Raw genomic sequence first — 15,725 nt, 5'->3', positions numbered from 1 at the left:
ACGGCCGAAAACACCAAAAGTGAGGCCGAGTTCCCGGTCTTGCCCTACAGTCCCACTCATCAATACCGTCGTACAGACACCCGCACCGGTCCCTCATGCAGAGCGGCTCTAGGGGAGGGCTCAAGCGTCGCCATGGGGGCCGGAGCGGAGCGCGGTAAGGGGGGTGCCGTGCTCGGTGACCACAACTGTGCCGAGTCGCGGGCCGCGCGACCAGCAGTGCCGACTCGTCCGTCCCGCACGGAGCGACATGCCGTCATGGGCCGGGCGGGAACCCCCCTTTCGAACCGGAAACTCATCCGGACCGCCCGGGGCGGGCGGTCCACCGGTGGAGAGGGAAAAGACTCATGAGCTCATTCCTCCGCCCTGCGGTCGAAGGGCAATATCCACTCATGTCCGGCGGCTACCGGCGCATATCTTCGCACCTCGCCATAACGCCGCCCGTGACTGTCGTGATCCCCGCCATGAACGAGGCGGAGAATCTTCCGTACGTCTTCAAGACACTCCCCGACTGGATCCACGAAGTGGTCCTGGTCGACGGGAATTCGACCGACGACACCGTTCAGGTGGCCCGCGATCTCTGGCCGGGAATCAAAGTCGTCACACAGCGCGGAAAAGGCAAGGGCGACGCACTGATCAGCGGATTCGCCGCCAGCACCGGCGAGATCATCGTGATGGTCGACGCGGACGGCTCGGCCGACGGCCACGAGATCGTCAGTTACGTGTCGGCGCTCGTCTCGGGGGCCGACTTCGCCAAGGGCTCGCGCTTCGCCAACGGCGGCGGCACGGACGACATGACGCCGATCCGCAAGCTCGGGAACCGGGTGCTGTGCGCCGTGGTCAACGCCAAGTTCGGCGCCCGGTACACGGACCTGTGCTACGGCTACAACGCCTTCTGGCGCCACTGCCTCGACAAGATCGACCTCGACTGCACCGGCTTCGAGGTCGAGACCCTGATGAACATCCGGGTCGTCAAGGCCGGCCTGCGGGTCCAGGAGATACCGAGTCACGAGTACGTCCGCATCCACGGCATGAGCAACCTCAGCGCCGTGCGGGACGGGTTCCGCGTCCTCAGAGTGATCCTGAAGGAGCAGGGGAAGCGGCGCACCGGACGCCGCCGCCCGCCGGCCTTCGCGCCCGGAGCCAGCCGGGGAGAGGTGTCTTGAGCCACCTGGACATCTCGGTGGTGATCTGTGTGTACACCGAGGACCGCTGGGAGGACATCCTCGCGGCGGTCGGCTCGGTGCGCCGCCAGTCGCGGCCCGCCGCCGAGACGCTGCTGGTCGTCGACCACAATCCGGCGCTGCTGGAGCGGCTCGGCACGGAGTACGGGAACGACCGGGAGGAGGTGCGGGTGCTCGCCAACGCGGGCCCCCGCGGCCTCTCCGCGGGCCGCAACACCGGTATCGCCGCGGCCCGCGGCGAGATCGTCGCCTTCCTCGACGACGACGCCGTGGCCGAGCGCGACTGGCTGCTGCACTTCGCCGAGGGGTACGACGATCCGCGCGTGATGGCCGTCGGGGGCCGGACCCTGCCCGCCTGGGCGTCCGGCCGCAGGCCGGTCTGGTTCCCCGAGGAGTTCGACTGGGTCGTCGGCTGCACGTACAAGGGCCTGCCGCCCGGACGGGTGCGGGTCCGCAACGTCCTCGGCGGGAACGCCTCCTTCCGCAAGTCGGCGTTCGACGTGGCGGGCGGTTTCGCCACCGGCATCGGCAGGGACGGCGACAGGCGGCCGCTGGGCGGCGAGGAGACGGAGCTGTGCATCAGGCTCACCCGGGCGATGCCGGACGCGGTGCTGCTGATCGACGACCGCTCGGTGATCCACCACAGGGTTCCGGCCGTCCGGGAGCGCTTCGGCTACTTCCGTACGCGGACCTACGCCGAGGGACTGTCGAAGGCGCTCGTGGCGCGAAGCGTGGGTGCGGGCAAGGGACTCGAGTCCGAACGCCGCTACACGACACGGGTACTGCCCGCCGGTGTCGCCCGGGGGCTGCGCGACGCGGCCCTCGGGCGGCCGGGCGGCGCGGGCCGGGCCGGGGCCATCGTGGCGGGAGTGGCGGCCGCGGCGGGCGGGTACGTGCTCGGGAGTGTCCGGGCCCGCAGGAACGGGAACCCGTTCTCGGTGCCGGGCGCGCCCTCGGCACCTCCGGAGGGCACGCCCTCCGCGCCCCTCCCGGCCGCCGGAAGAACGCGTACGCGAGGTGGGACACGGTGAACGGGCCGGTACCGATCCTGATGTACCACGCGGTGGGGCACCGGCCCTCGAAGGCGACGTACGGCCTCTCGGTCTCCCCCGAGGCGTTCGCCGAGCAGATGGGGCTGCTCGACGCGCGCGGCTTCACCCCGCTCACCACGGCGCAGCTGGGCGCGGCCTGGCGGAGCGGCGGCACGCTGCCGGAGCGGCCGGTGCTGATCACCTTCGACGACGGTTACGAGGGCGTGCACCGGCACGCCCTCCCCGCTCTCGTCCGGCACGGTTTCGCGGCCACCCTGTTCGTCTCGACGGGCTGGCTGCGCGGCCCGTACGCCGGCGGGGACCCGCCTTCGGACACCATGCTGGACTGGGACCAGGTGCGGGACCTCGCGGCCGCCGGGGCCGAGATCGGCGGCCACAGCCACACCCACCCGCAGATGGACCAGCTCACGGACGGGGAGCTGTGGTTCGAGACGCGGCGCTGCCGGGAGATCGTCACGGAGGAGGTGGGCGTCCGGCCCGTCTCCTTCGCCTATCCCTACGGCTACTCCAGCCGGCGCGTGCGCCGCGCGGTGCGCGAGGCCGGGTTCGCGCAGTCGCTCGCCGTGGGCAACGCGCTCGCCGAGCGGCGCCAGGGGCCGTACGCCCTGGAGCGGGTGACCGTACAGCGCAGTACCGGTATCGAGGAGTTCGGGCGGCTGGTGGAGGGCCGGTCGGTCGCCCGTGACTTCGCCGGGCACCGGATCCTCACCAAGGGGTACGCCATGGTCCGCAGAGCCCGAGCGGCCGGCCGGAAGGTAAGCAGGATCCGTGTCTGACACGACCACCGCCCGGGCCGAGAACACCGGGAACCCGGCGGCGGAGAACCGGCCGTCGTCCGGGCGCCGTCCGCGTCTGCCGGGGAAGAGCGACGGGAGTCCGCTCTTCCGCAACGCCTACGCGCTGATGCTCAACACGGGGATCAGCGCGCTGCTCGGCCTGGGTTTCTGGCTGGCCGCGGCCCGGTACTACTCGGAGTCCGCGGTCGGCCAGGGTTCGGCGGCCATCGCCGCGATGAAGCTGCTGGCCGGCCTGGCCGCGCTGACGCTCACCGGGGCGCTGGCGCGCTTCATCCCGGTGGCCGGACGCAGGACCGGGCGGCTGGTCCGGCAGACGTACGCGGGCAGCTCCGTGGTGGCCGCGGTGGCGGCCCTGGCCTTCCTGTCCACGCTCGGCCTGTGGGGCCCTTCGTACAGCTTCCTGCACGGCCCGCTGAACGGTCTCGGGTTCGTACTGGCCGTCGTCGCCTGGTCGTTGCTCACGCTCCAGGACGGGGTGCTGACGGGTCTGCGCAGCGCCCTGTGGGTGCCCGTCGGCAACACCGTCTTCTCCGCCGTCAAGCTGGTGCTGCTGATCCTGATCGCGACCTCCGTCCCGACCGCGGGTGTCTTCGTCTCGTGGGTCGCGGCGATCGCCGTGTCCGTGATCCCGCTGGGGTGGCTGGTCTTCCGGCGCCTGGTGCCGCGCCATGCGAAGGCCACCGCGCACACGGCGCAGCCGCCGACGCTGCGGCAGATGGGGCGTTTCCTGGCCGGTGACTACACCGGTTCGCTGTTCTCGCTGGCCGTCGTCTACGCGGTGCCGGTGATCGTCGCCTCGCAGGTCAGCTCCGAGGACAACGCGTACTTCTACATCACCACGACCATCGGCGGCACGGTCAACCTGCTCGCGATCAACATGGGTGCCTCGCTGACCGTGGAAGGCGCGCACGACCCGTCCGCCCTCGCCCAGAACTGCCGGGCCGCGCTGCGCCGCATGGCGCGCATCATGCTGCCGGTCGCGGCCGTCCTGTTCTTCGGCGCCCCCTGCATCCTGGGCGTCTTCGGCGAGGGCTACGCGGACGCCGCGACCCCGCTGCTGCGCTGGTTCGCCGTCGGCGCGCTGCTGCGCGTCGTCATCGAGGTGTACTTCGCGGTCCTGCGCGCCCAGAGCCGCACGTCCGGGCTCGCCTACCTCCAGGGCGGGCTGTGCGTCCTGGTGCTCGGCCTGACGCTGCTGCTGCTGCCGCGCATGGGGCTGGTGGGGGCGGGGGTCGCGGAGATCTCCAGCCTGGCGGTGGTGGCCTCGGTCGCGGGCGTGATGCTGTACCGGGTGGTGCGGTCGGCGCCGCCCGCCGCCGGGTCCACGGGGGCGGACGCGGCGGCTCCCGACGGCGGTCCGACGGCCGACGGCGACGCGGCGGGCTCCCCCGGCGGCGGCCCTACGGACGGGGAGGGGCTGTCCGCCGGCGAGTCCGGGGCGCGCCGGGTGCTGCGCTCGGCGCTCGGTCCGCCCACCATGCCCCTCGGGGCGCGGCTGGACTTCGACCACCCGGAGCGCAGGCCCGACCTGCGGCCGGGACCGGAGACTCCGGCCACCGGTACGCCCGTGCCGGGAAGCGGCGGCAGCGGTGGCAGCGGTACGACCGATGCGGACGGCGGGGCGGGCGGGGCCGACGGGGCCGACGAGAGCGGTGGCCACCGGCCGGCATGGGCGCTCGGGTCGCCGCTGCCGAGGGTGACTCCACCGCCCCGCTCCACCCCGTCCGTACCGGCTCCCGTGCCCTCTTCCGAGGCGAGCGAGGAGCTCGCGGTGCGGAGGGAGCCCGCGGCGGGCGAGGGGCCCGGGGCGGCGGCCTCACAGGTGTCCCGGGCGTCCCGAGTGTCCCGGGCGTCCCAGGCGTACGACGTATTGCCCGCACCCCGCCCCGCCCCGCTGCGCGCCCGGATCCGCCTCCGCGCCCCCGAACTGGGCGTGGGGCTGCTGCTCCTGGCCGCGCTCGCCCTGTACTGGCTGCCCGTGCGGGGCATCGGCGAGGACGACCTGGAGCACATCGGCGGCCTCGGGCTGGTCTCCGTGCTCCCGCAGGCGACCCTGGTCGGCGCGGGACTGCTCACACTGTCCTTCGCCTCGCTGCTGTGGCTGCACCGGCCGCGGACCGTGCTGCTGACGGTGGCGCTGCTCGCCACCGTGGTGTCGCTCCACGCGCTGCCCGCCGTGCTGGAGGCCGAACCGCGGTTCCCGACGGCGTGGCAGCACCTCGGCTTCCTGGACTACATCGGCCGGACCGGCACGGCGGTGCCCGACCTCGACGCGCGCTGGAGCTGGCCCGGCTTCTTCGCCCTGGCCACCTTCGTCGCCGGGGCGTGCGGCGTCTCCGACATGTCGTCCGTGATCCGCTGGTGGCCACTGGCCATGCAACTGCTCTACTTGCCGCCGCTGTTCCTGCTGACGCGTTCGATGCGGGCGGGCTGGCGGGCCAGGTGGGCGGGGGCCTGGATCTTCGTCCTGAGCGGCTGGGTCGGCCAGGACTACTTCTCGCCGCAGGGCTTCACCTACGGGATGTACCTCGCCTTCGTGGCGGTGCTGCTCCTCTGGTTCCGCGAGCCGCGCGTGCTGTGGACCAAGCGGCGTCCCGGTGAGACCGAGGTCAGGCCGGCCGGGCGGCGCGAGAAGGCGGTGCTGCTGCTGGTGCTGATCGGGCTCTTCGCCGCCACCGTCCCGGCCCACCAGCTCACGCCGTTCGTGATGCTCGGGGTCCTCGCCGTCCTGGTGGTGGCGGGCCGCTCGACGCTGCGCGGGCTGCCCCTGCTGTTCGGCGTCATGGTCGCGGTCTGGATCGGCTTCTTCGCCGAGCCGTACTGGTCGGGACACTTCGACGAACTGTTCGGCGGCGTCGGCGGCCTCGGCAGCAATGTGACGTCCTCCGTCTCCGGCCGCATCGAGGGCGGGAGTTCGGCACACAAGCTGGTGCTGTACGTCCGGGTCGCGATGGCCGGCGGTGTGCTGGCCCTCGCGTGCTGGGGCTGGTGGCGGCGGCGCGTCGCCGGCTACGGCGAGCGCTCGCTCCTGGTGCTGGCGTTCGTGCCGTTCCTGGGCTTCGGCATGCAGTCGTACGGCGGCGAAATGGCCCTGCGCGTCTTCATGTTCGCGCTGCCGGGCGCGGCCCTGCTGGCCGGCCTCGCGCTCTTTCCGCGGACCGGCGCCACCACCGCCGGGCGGAGGGCGGGCCGGGGGAGCCTCGCTCCGCTCGCCGCGCTGCTGACGGGGCTGCTCCTGATGGGCGGCTTCCTGGTCTCCCGCTGGGGCAACGAGTCCTTCGAGCGGACCAGGAGCGGCGAGGTCGCGGCGATGGAGTTCGTGTACGCGCACGACGATCCGTCGGTACGGCTGCTGTGGATGAGCAACGACACCCTGAACAACGTGACGCCCGCGATCCCCTGGGGCGCGCGGGACATGGAGAAGGTCACCTACGTACCGACGCTCGCCCCCGTCGACCCGGTGCTGGTGGCCGGGCTGGTCAAGTCGCTGAAGGAGGCGGGCCCGAACTCGTACCTCATGGTCAACCGGAGCCAGTCGACCTATCTGCGGCTCGACTCGGGCTACCCGGACACCTGGGAGAAGCGGCTGACCGCGCAGCTCGACCGACGGCCCGAGCTCACGAAGGTCCTGTCGAACACGGACGTGTCGATGTACGCGCTGCGCGAGCAGCCCGACGGCCCGGTCGAGAAGCCGCAGCCGGGCCCGGCGGGCCCGAAGACCACCTGGACGCCGTGGTCGGTGGTGGGCGCGCTGGCCGCGCTGGTGCTGATCGTGCTGCTGGCGGCGCGGGAGGTCGTACGGGTGGCGGTGGCGCCGGGCGTACGGCAGTTGCAGTGGCTGCAGAGCACCTTCTGGTTCTCGCTGCCGCTGCTGGCCGTGCTGCTGGCCTCGCTGGTGCGGCGCTTCCTGACGATGTCGTGAGGCCGGAGGAGGGCGGGGAGAGCGGGAGGGCGGACCGGACGCGGCGTCAGCGCGCCAGCCACCTCACCTCGTGACCCCGCATGCCGAAGGACTTCCCGTCGACCTTCGCCTCGACGGGCCGGTCGAGGGTGTTCACCACCAGGACGGTCTCGTCGTCGGCGAGGACGCGGACATGGGAGACGTCGGTGGCGGCGACCCGCACGGAACCGTCGTACCGGGTGCCCGGCGGGAACTCCTGCGCGAACCGCGACAGCAGCTTCATCATGGGCAGCGCCCCGCCGCCGTCCTCCAGCCGCGTGGAGCGCCACAGGCAGCCGGCGCACTTCGCGCCCCTGTTCTGCGGATTCCAGTAGAAGGCCGTGCTCGCGCCGCCGCGGGCGATCGCCATCAGTCCCGAGGCGTGCACGGCGACGCGGTGCGGTTCGCTCCAGCCGTCGCGGTCGTCGTCGTCGTCACCCGGCTCGACGTAGTACTCCGCCCACCACACCGGCAGCCCGCCGGACCGGTCGCGGATCCACTCGCTCACCGCGGTGAGTTTGTCCGTGGCCCGGAACTCGTCGGGCAGCAACTCGTCGTCCCGGGTGTAGCTGGAGCCGTCGACGACGACGAAGTCGGCGCCCTTCTTGTTCTCGTTCCAGTAGGTGTAGGCGTCGAGGGCCCGCTGGTCGATGCTGCCCCAGGGGCCCTCGAGAGCGGAGGCGTACGTCGTGTCGCGCGGCTCGTAGCTGTCCATGACGAGGTAGGGACCGCCGACGAGATTCTCCTTGTCGACCTTCTTCAGCTCGGCGTACACCAGGTTGTAGAGCTCGGTGTACCCCTCGTGGTTCCAGCGTTTGCGGCCGTCGTCGAAGAAGCCCTTGAACTCGTTCCAGACGATGAAGTGCCGTACGTCGGGATAGCGTCTGGCCACCGTGCCGGCGAGCTTCGCGAAGTCCTCGTAGTGCTCGGGGCTCGGCGCGGTCTCCAGGGACCGCCTGCTCCAGTCGGTGTTGCCCGCCCCGGCCCGGCCGCCCTTCATCCAGTCCGGCGCGCAGCACAGCGTGATGACCGGGGTGCCGCCCGTCCTGCGGATCAGGTCGACGCGGCTGTCCAGCTCGTCGAATCGGTAGCGGCCCGGAGAGGGCTCCGGGTTCTCCGCGCCCCACCCCATGATGTGCTGGATCTGGGGCAGGGGCGTCGCGGACAGCGTGTCCTCGGCCCTGCGCAGGGCGGCGCCGGCGCCCTCGTCGGCGCTGTACTGCGTGTGCGTGAAGCCCCAGCCGAGTTCGGGCTCCGGCGCGGCCGACGGCTCGACGGGGGTGCCGTGCACCTTGCCGCCGTCGGTGGTGGTGGTGCCGGCGTCGCCGCTGCGGCCGTCCCCGTCGGGAAGAGCCGTACACATCGTCAGTACGAGGGCGATCAGGACCACGCCCACGCCGGTCAGCGCGAGGAGCCGCCACCGCCTTGCCCCGGAGTCCCACCCATGGCGTCGCATCACCGGCCAGCGTATCGGCGGGGGACGGCATTCCGGCAGGTATCAGAGGAACAGGCACGTAACGGCACGCCGCTCCGTGGAACGGATGAACGTATGAAACCGGGGTGCACGGGGCGGCCCCGTGCCGGATCATGGGCGCCATGTCCGCAAACCCTGAGGCCGCTCTGCCGATCCGGCTCAACGTCGACGACAGCGATTCGCCGTCGGACGTCGTCGACGCGCTGTTCCTCGGCCGCTTCGCGACGGGCGAGCAGCCGTACTCCCACAGCAAGTCGATCGACCGCGTCAAACCCGGTGCCACCCTCCTCCCGCCGTCCGCGAAGGTCCTGCGCGCGGCCCGCGACGACGACCGCGGCGCGGTCCTCGCCGAGGGCGAGGGGTGGACACTGCTGGTGTCCCGCTGGACCCGCGGCGCGGACGTCACCGTCACCGCCGTCACCTCCGACCTCGCGGAGAAGGTCCTGGAACAGGCGACGCACGACGCGCAGGACGAACCCGAACCGCAGCCCGAGAACGTCACGATGGGCTTCTGGTACGTCTCCCCGCGCCGGGGCCCGCACCGCACCACCCGGCAGATCGCCGCCGGTACGTGGGACGAGGTGCGGTCCAACTACACGGCGCCGGTGGCCGACGCCATGGACCGGCTGATGAAGGTGACACCGGACGACATCGCGGGCCGTCTGCTCCTGCTGCACGGCCCGCCCGGTACGGGCAAGACGTCCGCGCTGCGCACGCTGGCCCGCTCGTGGCGGGACTGGTGCCAGGTCGACTGCGTACTGGACCCGGAGCGGCTCTTCAACGACGTCGGCTATCTGATGGACATCGCGATCGGCGAGGACGACGGCTCGGCGAAGGAGCGCTGGCGGCTGCTCCTGCTGGAGGACTGCGACGAGCTGATCAGGGGCGAGGCGAAGCACACGGCGGGCCAGGCGCTCTCCCGCCTGCTGAACCTGACGGACGGGCTGCTGGGACAGGGCAGGAACGTCCTGGTCGGCGTCACCACCAACGAGGACCTGGAGCGCCTCCATCCGGCGGTGGTGCGGCCGGGGCGGTGCATGGCGCGCATCGAAGTCGGCTCGCTGACGCGCGCGGAGGCGGTGGACTGGCTCGGTGGGGAGGTCCACGGCCTGGAGGAGGCCGTCGGCCGGGACGGTGCGACGCTGGCGGAGCTGTACGCGCTGCGCCGCGGCAGCGGCCCGGCGTCGGTCCCGGCACAGCACGAGGGCTCGGACGCGGGCCTCTACCTGTAGCCTCCGGCCGTTTCCCTCATCCCGCCCCGCCCTCTCCTTCCCGGCCGGGGCGGAGCTCCGGTTACGGGAGGGGGCAGGCGGGGCGGGGAACAAGTCCCGCGCAACGGCGCCCCGCACCCCACCCCACCGCACCTCGCGCACCGCACCCCGCTACGCCTCGTACGCGGCCCGGAGCGCCGCCTCGACCGCAGCCGTCGCCTCCGCCCGGCCGAGGCCCAGCCGCTGGACCCGCTCCGCGTACGCCTGCGCCGCCCCCGCCGCCTCCCTGCGAGCAGCGTCCCCCGCCGCCGCGACGAACGTCCCGTTCCGCCCCCGCGTCTCGATCACCCCGTCGCCCTCCAGCGCGCGGTACGCCTTCGCGACGGTGTTCGCGGCAAGGCCCAGCTCCTCCGCGAGGCCGCGTACGGTCGGGAGCCTGTGGCCCACCGGCAGCGCACCGGCGCGGGCCTGTTCCGAGATCTGGGCGCGCAGTTGCTCGTACGGGGCGCTGCCGGAGTCCGCGTCGAGGGAGATCTTCAAGGTCACGGCCCGATTGTCTCCCACCACCGGAAATCGGGAGGCACCGGAACACGTCCCGCGCGTAACGTGCCGTTCCATGACACTGATCGTCCGTGACTTCACGGCCGCCGACACCGACGCCTGGATCAGGGTGCGCCGCGCCGCGGTCCCCTTCATGGTCGTGACCCCGGCGTCCGTGGCCTTCGAACGGAGCACCGCGCATCCCGCCAAGAAGATGCGCATGCTGGCGGCCGAGCGGGACGGCGAAGTCATCGGCACGGCTTTCGCCGGTATCGCGTACGACAGCGCCGAGCCGGGCCAGGCGTACGTCACCCCGTACATCCACCCCGGCCACCGCGGCCGGGGCGCGGGGTCGCTGCTGCTGCGCGCGGCGGAGGAGCATCTCGGCGCGGAGGGCGCCACGGCGGTCTACGCCTGGGTGGTGGACGTACCCGCATCGCGCGCGTTCGCCGAGAAGCGCGGCTACCGGCCGACCCGCTCCCTGCACTTCCAACGCCTCGGCCTGGCGGAAGGGCCGCTCCCCCGGCCGCAGTCCCTCCCCGCCGGGGTGGAGCTCCGTACCGCCGCGGACTTCCTGGACGACCCGCGGCCGATGTTCGAGGCCGACGCGGAGGCCACCGCCGACGAACCGGGCGACATCAGCACCGACTTCACCGATTACGACGACTGGATCAACCACACCTGGAACGATCCGCTCCTCGACCACGGCCTCTCCACGGTCGTGGTGGCCGACGGACGGGTCGCGGCGTTCACCGCGGCCCATACGGACGGCCGCACCCGCTACTGGTCCGGCATGACCGGCACCGTGCGCGCCCACCGCAACCGGGGCTTCGCGAAGCTGGCCAAGGCCGACTCGCTGCACCGCGCCCGCGCCGCCGGCTATACGGACGCGTACACCAGCAACGACGCGGACAACGGTCCGATGCTCGCCGTCAACAAGTGGTTCGGATACGAGATCTGCGCCTCGGAGGTACGCCATGTCCGCGAGTTCGGTTGAGATAGCCCTCGTCAAGGCCGGCCGTACGAAAATCCGCTACCCGGCTTCCGTGGTCTTCGACGACGGCACGCACCTGGTGGTGCGGGCGCCGTGGGCGGCGCCGGGGGTACGGGACTTCGGCTTCGTACGGTTCGAGCCCGGTGACGTCTTCACGGAGCACTACTGGCGGGACCGGTGGTACGCCGTCAAGGAGGTCAGGACGGCGGACGGCACGCTGAAGGGCTGGTACTGCGACGTGACGCGTCCGGCGGTCGTGGGTGACGGCCGGGTGGAGGTCGAGGACCTGGACCTCGACCTGTGGCTGTCGGCGGACGGCTCCACGGTCCTGCGGCTGGACGAGGACGAGTTCGAGGCGAGCGGCCTGGCGGACCACGATCCGCAGGCTGCGGCCGAGGCCCTTCGCACGCTCGACGCCCTGGAGGCCCTCGCCCGCCGCGGCCCGGCCTTCGCCGAGGCGCTCAGCCACTGAGGGGGACTCGGCCGGTCGCCCCCATGTCGTTGTCGGGGGCGCCGTCCCCCTCCGGGGGCAGGTCGCCGCGCTCGGGCATCTCGTCCGCGCCGGCGCCTTCGCCGCGCTCCGGGAGGACCGCGTCCAGCTCACGGCCGTCCGCCCGGTGCGCCTTCTCGGCGGCCTGCCGCAGGGTGTCGCGGTCCACGGTGCCCCGATCGGCGCCGACCCGCACCACATGCCCGTCGTACGCCCGCGCGTACGTGTGCGAGGTGCCCGAGGCGCGGTACCAGTGGTCGCCGTCCCGCTCGCACTCGCCCCCCCTCGCCGGCCCCGGACTCCGTCCCCGCTGCCGTCTCCGCTCCCGTTCCCGTCTCCGTGGGCACTGTGGTGCGGTTCGCCTCGTCCAGCTTCCCCCGGCCGACTGGCAGCTGTATCTGTCCGCCGCTCTCCGGGGAGAAGTACGCGGCCGAGAAACCGTCGTTCCCGATGACGCCGACGGACTGCTCGGCCGGCTCGTACCCGGACACCCCGGTCACATGGATCAGCTCCAGGGCCGACTCCCCGGCCCGCGCCCCGAGTTCGGCGGGCGCAGGAGTGGCGGCCTGCTCCGTACCGCAGGCACCGGGCACCGGCGGAAGCAGCAGAACGGCGAGCGCGCGCACACGCTTTCTCATGACGGCGCACCTGCCGTACCCGGTGTGCCCGTCGCCGGAAGGTGGATCGCTCGCGACCGGCCCTTCTCGTCGTAGGCGATGGAGTCGCCGTCCTCGTGCCAGTGGACGACGAAGCGCTCACCCGCCCGGTACGCGTCGAGGCCCGCGCGGCAGTAGGCGACCATGTCGGCGGGCAGGGCGCTCAGGGGGTGCCAGGCGAGCTCGGAGCACTTGTCCGGTTCCCGGTTGTACGGCTCGCCGCCCGCGCCGTACCGTGCCTCGAAGAACCAGCCCGTCCTGGGATCACCGCCCGGCGCGCGGTGCTGCATGACCAGCGCCACGCGCAGGTCGTCCGGGGCCAGCGTGATGCCGATCTCCTCCCCCGCCTCGCGGATCATCGCCGCGCGGACGTCCTCGCCGTCCTCCACGTGTCCCGAGGGCCCGTTCAGCAGGCCGTCCGCGTACCCCGTGCCGGCGCGGCGGGCGAGCAGCACCTCGTCGCCCCGGCGGAGGATCAGGTGCACGTCGACCACTTCGGTGTGGCGGGGACGCGGGGCCGGGCGGCCCGGGCGGGCCACCACGGCGTAACGCTCGTCGTCGACGGTACGGCCCCACAGGGACGGGTCGCCGGAGAGCCGTTCGTACTGGACGTGCGGGGCGAGCGGGGCGAGGGCGTCGGTCACCTCACGGGCCGGGATGCCCACGCCGTCCCACACCCCCTCGATCAGCAGCAGCCGCCCGCCGGGCCTCAGCAGTGAGCACCAGTGCCGCAGGGCGGCGCCCGCGTCCGGCAGCAGCCACAGCACATGGCGGGCCATCACCACGTCGAACTTCCGCTCCCCGACCGGCGGCCGGAAAGCGTCCCCGACGAGGACCTCGGCCTCCGCCGTTCCCGCCAGCTTGATCCGGGCGAGGTCCACCATCCGGGGCGAGCGGTCGATCCCGGTCACCCGGTGTCCCTGTTCGGCGACGAGCAGGGACAGGCTGCCCGTACCGCAACCGAGGTCGAGCACCTCGGCCGGCCCGTCCTGCGGCAGCCACGTCCTCATCCTCGCCGCCCACGCCCCGCGCACCGCGGGGTCGAGCAGCCCGTGGTCCGGCTCCTGGTCGAAGGAGTCCGCGGTCGCGTCCCAGTCGATCGTCGTCATGCGTCCGATCGTCGCAGCCCTCACTGACATTCACCGGCGATCAGCCGGGCGCGTGGTCCGCGGACGCCGGAGCGCCCGGTTCCGGACCGAGGCGGGTGGCCCGTGCCAGCAAGCCGACCGCGTGGTGGAGCAGCCGCACAGCGTCAGCAGGTCGAGGAGCTGCCCGTGGCCGGGTCGATGACGATCCCGCGCTCGCGCAGTCCGACGCTCGGGCCGCGGCCCGGCGCGGGCCCCTGCGCGCCCTCTGGGGGGCTGCGCCGGGCCACGTTCGACGGATCGGCTCAGTGGTCGGAGCGCCGGGCGTCCGGGCTCGGCGGTTCCTGACCCGTCGGCGCCGGCGACAGCCGCTTGCGGTAGTGGAAGCGGTCGTACACGCCCTCCATCCGCCGCTCCACCAGCTCGTACCCGAACCGGGGGTACAGCTTCTGGTTCTCCCACATCTCGGCGTTCGTGCAGAGACGCACCTCCGGCAGCCCGAGCGAGAGCGCGTGCGCCTCGACGTACTCCAGCAGGCGGCGGCCCACCCCCCGCCCGTGGGCGTCGGGGTGGACCGCGACGCTGTCGAGGAAGAGGTGGTCCGCCTCCGGTACGAGCACCAGGACGCCCCGCACCGGATCACCCGTCACGAACACCCGTCCCGCCGCGACGTTCGCCGCGTGATCGGCTTCCATCGGGGCCGGCACCACGCCGATCCGTTCGATGTAGTGGTGGTAGGCCGCGTCGGTCACGGCCTTCACCCCCGGTACGTCGGCAAAGGTGGCGGGGCGGACGGTGTCGTCGGTCATGCCGACACGTTACGGCGGCCGCGCATCACCGCTTTCTTCAGCCAGGGCCAGGCCAGCAGGACGACGATCACGGCGTAGACCGTCACCGAGAAGGGCGTGTCGACCAGTCCCGTCGCGCTTCCGTCGCTGATCTGGAGCGCGCGCCGCAACTGCTGCTCCGCCGCCGGGCCGAGGATGACGCCGATCACCGCGGGCAGCACCGGCAGCCCGTACTGCCGCATGCCGAACCCGATCAGGCCGATGACCAGCAGGATCACCAGGTCCAGCGCCTCGCCGCCCACCGCGTACGCGCCGACCGCCGCGAAGAAGAGGATCCCGGCGTAGAGGTACGGGCGCGGGATGCGCAGCAGTTTCGCCCACAGCGGTGCCAGCGGCAGGTTGAGCAGGAGCAGCAGCACCATGCCGACGAAGAGCGAGGCGATCAGGCCCCACACCAGGTCGGGTTCGCGCTCGAAGAGGAGCGGTCCCGGCTGGATGCCGTACTGCTGGAAGGCGGCCAGCATGACGGCGGCGACGGCCGTCGTCGGCAGGCCGAGCGTCAGCATCGAGACGAGGGTGCCGGCGGCGGAGGCCGAGGCCGCCGACTCCGGTCCCGCCACGCCTTCGATGGCGCCCTGGCCGAACTCCTCCTTGTGCTTCGAGAGGCGCTTCTCGGTGACGTACGACAGGAACGTCGGGATCTCCGCGCCGCCGGCCGGGATCGCGCCGAACGGAAAACCGATCAGCGGGCCGCGCAGCCAGGACTTCCAGGTGCGCCTCACGTCCGCCCCGCCGAGCCAGGGGCGGCCGACCGGAATGGGTTCGGCGGCCGAGCGCCGCAGGTGCGCGGCGACCCACAGCGCCTCGCCGATCGCGAAGAGGCCGACCGCGACGATCACCACGTCGATGCCGTCGGCGAGCTGGAGCGAGCCGAAGGTGAGACGCTGCTGGCCGGTCATCTGGTCCAGGCCGACGAGGCCGATGGCCAGGCCGATCAGCAGCGACGCCGCGCCCCTGATACGCGACGAGCCGAGCACGGACGTCACGGCGATGAACGCCAGCACCATGATGGCGAAGTAGTCCGGCGCGCCGATGTCCACCGCCAGCGAGGCGACGGTCGGGGCGAGCGCCACCAGCAGGACCGTGCCGATCATGCCGCCCGCGAAGTGGCCGATGGCGGCGGCCGCCAGCGCCTGCGCGCCGCGTCCCGCCTTCGCCATCGGGTTGCCCTCGATGGCCGCCACCACAGCCGCGCTCTCCCCCGGGGTGTTGAGCAGGATGGAGGTCGTGGAGCCGCCGAACATCGCGCCGTAGTAGATGCCCGCGAACATGATGAAGGCGCCGGTGGGTTCGAGACCGTACGTGACCGGGAGGAGCAGGGCCACCGCCATCGCGGGGCCGATGCCCGGCAGTACGCCGATGGCCGTGCCGAGCAGGACGCCTATGGCCGCCCAGAGCAGGTTGACGGGGGTGAGGGCCGTGCCGAAGCCGTCGAGAAGGGAGTTGAGGGAGTCCAT

The 15,725-nt window shown here is 72.5% G+C and carries 13 protein-coding genes; 7 read left to right on the top strand and 6 right to left on the bottom strand.

What is annotated here, in order from left to right:
- Window positions 1-344 precede the first annotated feature (344 nt).
- From ABD374_RS08800 to ABD374_RS08785, 4 genes are read left to right on the top strand one after another with little or no spacing between them, the layout of a single operon-like run.
- Entirely contained in the window at window positions 345-1,163 is an 819-nt protein-coding gene (locus tag ABD374_RS08800) for a glycosyltransferase family 2 protein (protein WP_344493177.1), read from the top strand.
- Window positions 1,160-2,212: a glycosyltransferase family 2 protein gene (locus ABD374_RS08795; RefSeq protein ID WP_344493175.1), complete on the top strand. Its 1,053-nt coding sequence runs from the start codon at window positions 1,160-1,162 to the stop codon at window positions 2,210-2,212. The genes ABD374_RS08800 and ABD374_RS08795 overlap by 4 nt, the downstream gene beginning before the upstream one ends.
- 20 nt (window positions 2,213-2,232) lie before the next feature.
- Window positions 2,233-3,009, top strand: a complete 777-nt coding sequence (locus ABD374_RS08790) for a polysaccharide deacetylase family protein (protein ID WP_344493433.1) — start codon at window positions 2,233-2,235, stop codon at window positions 3,007-3,009.
- Entirely contained in the window at window positions 3,002-6,952 is a 3,951-nt protein-coding gene (locus ABD374_RS08785) for a lipopolysaccharide biosynthesis protein (RefSeq protein ID WP_425577167.1), read from the top strand. The genes ABD374_RS08790 and ABD374_RS08785 overlap by 8 nt, the downstream gene beginning before the upstream one ends.
- Window positions 6,953-6,998: 46 nt before the next feature.
- Here ABD374_RS08785 and ABD374_RS08780 read toward each other — a convergent pair whose 3' ends face one another.
- Entirely contained in the window at window positions 6,999-8,426 is a 1,428-nt protein-coding gene (locus ABD374_RS08780) for a glycoside hydrolase family protein (protein ID WP_344493173.1), read from the bottom strand.
- Between the two features lie 140 nt (window positions 8,427-8,566).
- On the opposite strand from ABD374_RS08780, the gene ABD374_RS08775 reads away from it, so the two are divergent.
- The gene (locus ABD374_RS08775; RefSeq protein ID WP_344493172.1) at window positions 8,567-9,676 is read left to right on the top strand and encodes a DUF5925 domain-containing protein; all 1,110 of its coding nucleotides are present in this window, start codon (window positions 8,567-8,569) and stop codon (window positions 9,674-9,676) included.
- A gap of 150 nt (window positions 9,677-9,826) precedes the next feature.
- Here ABD374_RS08775 and ABD374_RS08770 read toward each other — a convergent pair whose 3' ends face one another.
- Window positions 9,827-10,201 (bottom strand): GntR family transcriptional regulator, encoded by a 375-nt coding sequence (locus tag ABD374_RS08770; RefSeq protein WP_344493170.1) that lies wholly within the window; start codon window positions 10,199-10,201, stop codon window positions 9,827-9,829.
- 70 nt (window positions 10,202-10,271) lie between these two features.
- On the opposite strand from ABD374_RS08770, the gene ABD374_RS08765 reads away from it, so the two are divergent.
- Both ABD374_RS08765 and ABD374_RS08760 read left to right on the top strand, forming a co-directional pair.
- The gene (locus ABD374_RS08765) at window positions 10,272-11,192 is read left to right on the top strand and encodes a GNAT family N-acetyltransferase (protein ID WP_344493168.1); all 921 of its coding nucleotides are present in this window, start codon (window positions 10,272-10,274) and stop codon (window positions 11,190-11,192) included.
- On the top strand, window positions 11,173-11,661 hold the full coding sequence (locus tag ABD374_RS08760) for a ribonuclease FAU-1 family protein (protein ID WP_344493166.1): 489 nt from the start codon (window positions 11,173-11,175) through the stop codon (window positions 11,659-11,661). Before ABD374_RS08765 ends, ABD374_RS08760 begins: the two co-directional genes overlap by 20 nt.
- Here the strand turns inward: ABD374_RS08760 and ABD374_RS08755 are convergent.
- The 4 genes from ABD374_RS08755 to ABD374_RS08740 form a co-directional block, all read right to left on the bottom strand.
- A complete protein-coding gene (locus ABD374_RS08755; RefSeq protein ID WP_344493164.1) occupies window positions 11,651-11,848 on the bottom strand; it encodes a hypothetical protein in 198 nt (65 codons plus the stop codon). The two genes, ABD374_RS08760 and ABD374_RS08755, sit on opposite strands and share 11 nt — an antisense overlap.
- A 465-nt stretch (window positions 11,849-12,313) precedes the next feature.
- Entirely contained in the window at window positions 12,314-13,444 is a 1,131-nt protein-coding gene (locus tag ABD374_RS08750; protein ID WP_344493163.1) for a methyltransferase domain-containing protein, read from the bottom strand.
- 281 nt (window positions 13,445-13,725) lie between these two features.
- Window positions 13,726-14,229: a GNAT family N-acetyltransferase gene (locus ABD374_RS08745; protein WP_344493161.1), complete on the bottom strand. Its 504-nt coding sequence runs from the start codon at window positions 14,227-14,229 to the stop codon at window positions 13,726-13,728.
- Window positions 14,226-15,725, bottom strand: a complete 1,500-nt coding sequence (locus ABD374_RS08740; RefSeq protein WP_344493159.1) for a tripartite tricarboxylate transporter permease — start codon at window positions 15,723-15,725, stop codon at window positions 14,226-14,228. Before ABD374_RS08740 ends, ABD374_RS08745 begins: the two co-directional genes overlap by 4 nt.

It is taken from the genome of Streptomyces enissocaesilis (assembly GCF_039533765.1).
GTDB classification, from domain to species: domain Bacteria; phylum Actinomycetota; class Actinomycetes; order Streptomycetales; family Streptomycetaceae; genus Streptomyces; species Streptomyces enissocaesilis.
The sequence above is the reverse complement of the archived record's forward strand: the minus strand, read 5'-3'. Positions and strand labels throughout refer to the sequence as shown.

What these genes read in the sequence shown, in the direction of transcription:
- ABD374_RS08800 (WP_344493177.1), top strand. Translation starts at nt 345, where the DNA reads ATGAGCTCATTCCTCCGCCCTGCGGTCGAAGGGCAATATCCACTCATG.
- ABD374_RS08790 (WP_344493433.1), top strand. Translation starts at nt 2,233, where the DNA reads ATGTACCACGCGGTGGGGCACCGGCCCTCGAAGGCGACGTACGGCCTC.
- ABD374_RS08780 (WP_344493173.1), bottom strand. Translation starts at nt 8,426, where the DNA reads ATGCGACGCCATGGGTGGGACTCCGGGGCAAGGCGGTGGCGGCTCCTC.
- ABD374_RS08775 (WP_344493172.1), top strand. Translation starts at nt 8,567, where the DNA reads ATGTCCGCAAACCCTGAGGCCGCTCTGCCGATCCGGCTCAACGTCGAC.
- ABD374_RS08765 (WP_344493168.1), top strand. Translation starts at nt 10,272, where the DNA reads ATGACACTGATCGTCCGTGACTTCACGGCCGCCGACACCGACGCCTGG.
- ABD374_RS08760 (WP_344493166.1), top strand. Translation starts at nt 11,173, where the DNA reads ATGTCCGCGAGTTCGGTTGAGATAGCCCTCGTCAAGGCCGGCCGTACG.
- ABD374_RS08750 (WP_344493163.1), bottom strand. Translation starts at nt 13,444, where the DNA reads ATGACGACGATCGACTGGGACGCGACCGCGGACTCCTTCGACCAGGAG.
- ABD374_RS08745 (WP_344493161.1), bottom strand. Translation starts at nt 14,229, where the DNA reads ATGACCGACGACACCGTCCGCCCCGCCACCTTTGCCGACGTACCGGGG.
- ABD374_RS08740 (WP_344493159.1), bottom strand. Translation starts at nt 15,725, where the DNA reads ATGGACTCCCTCAACTCCCTTCTCGACGGCTTCGGCACGGCCCTCACC.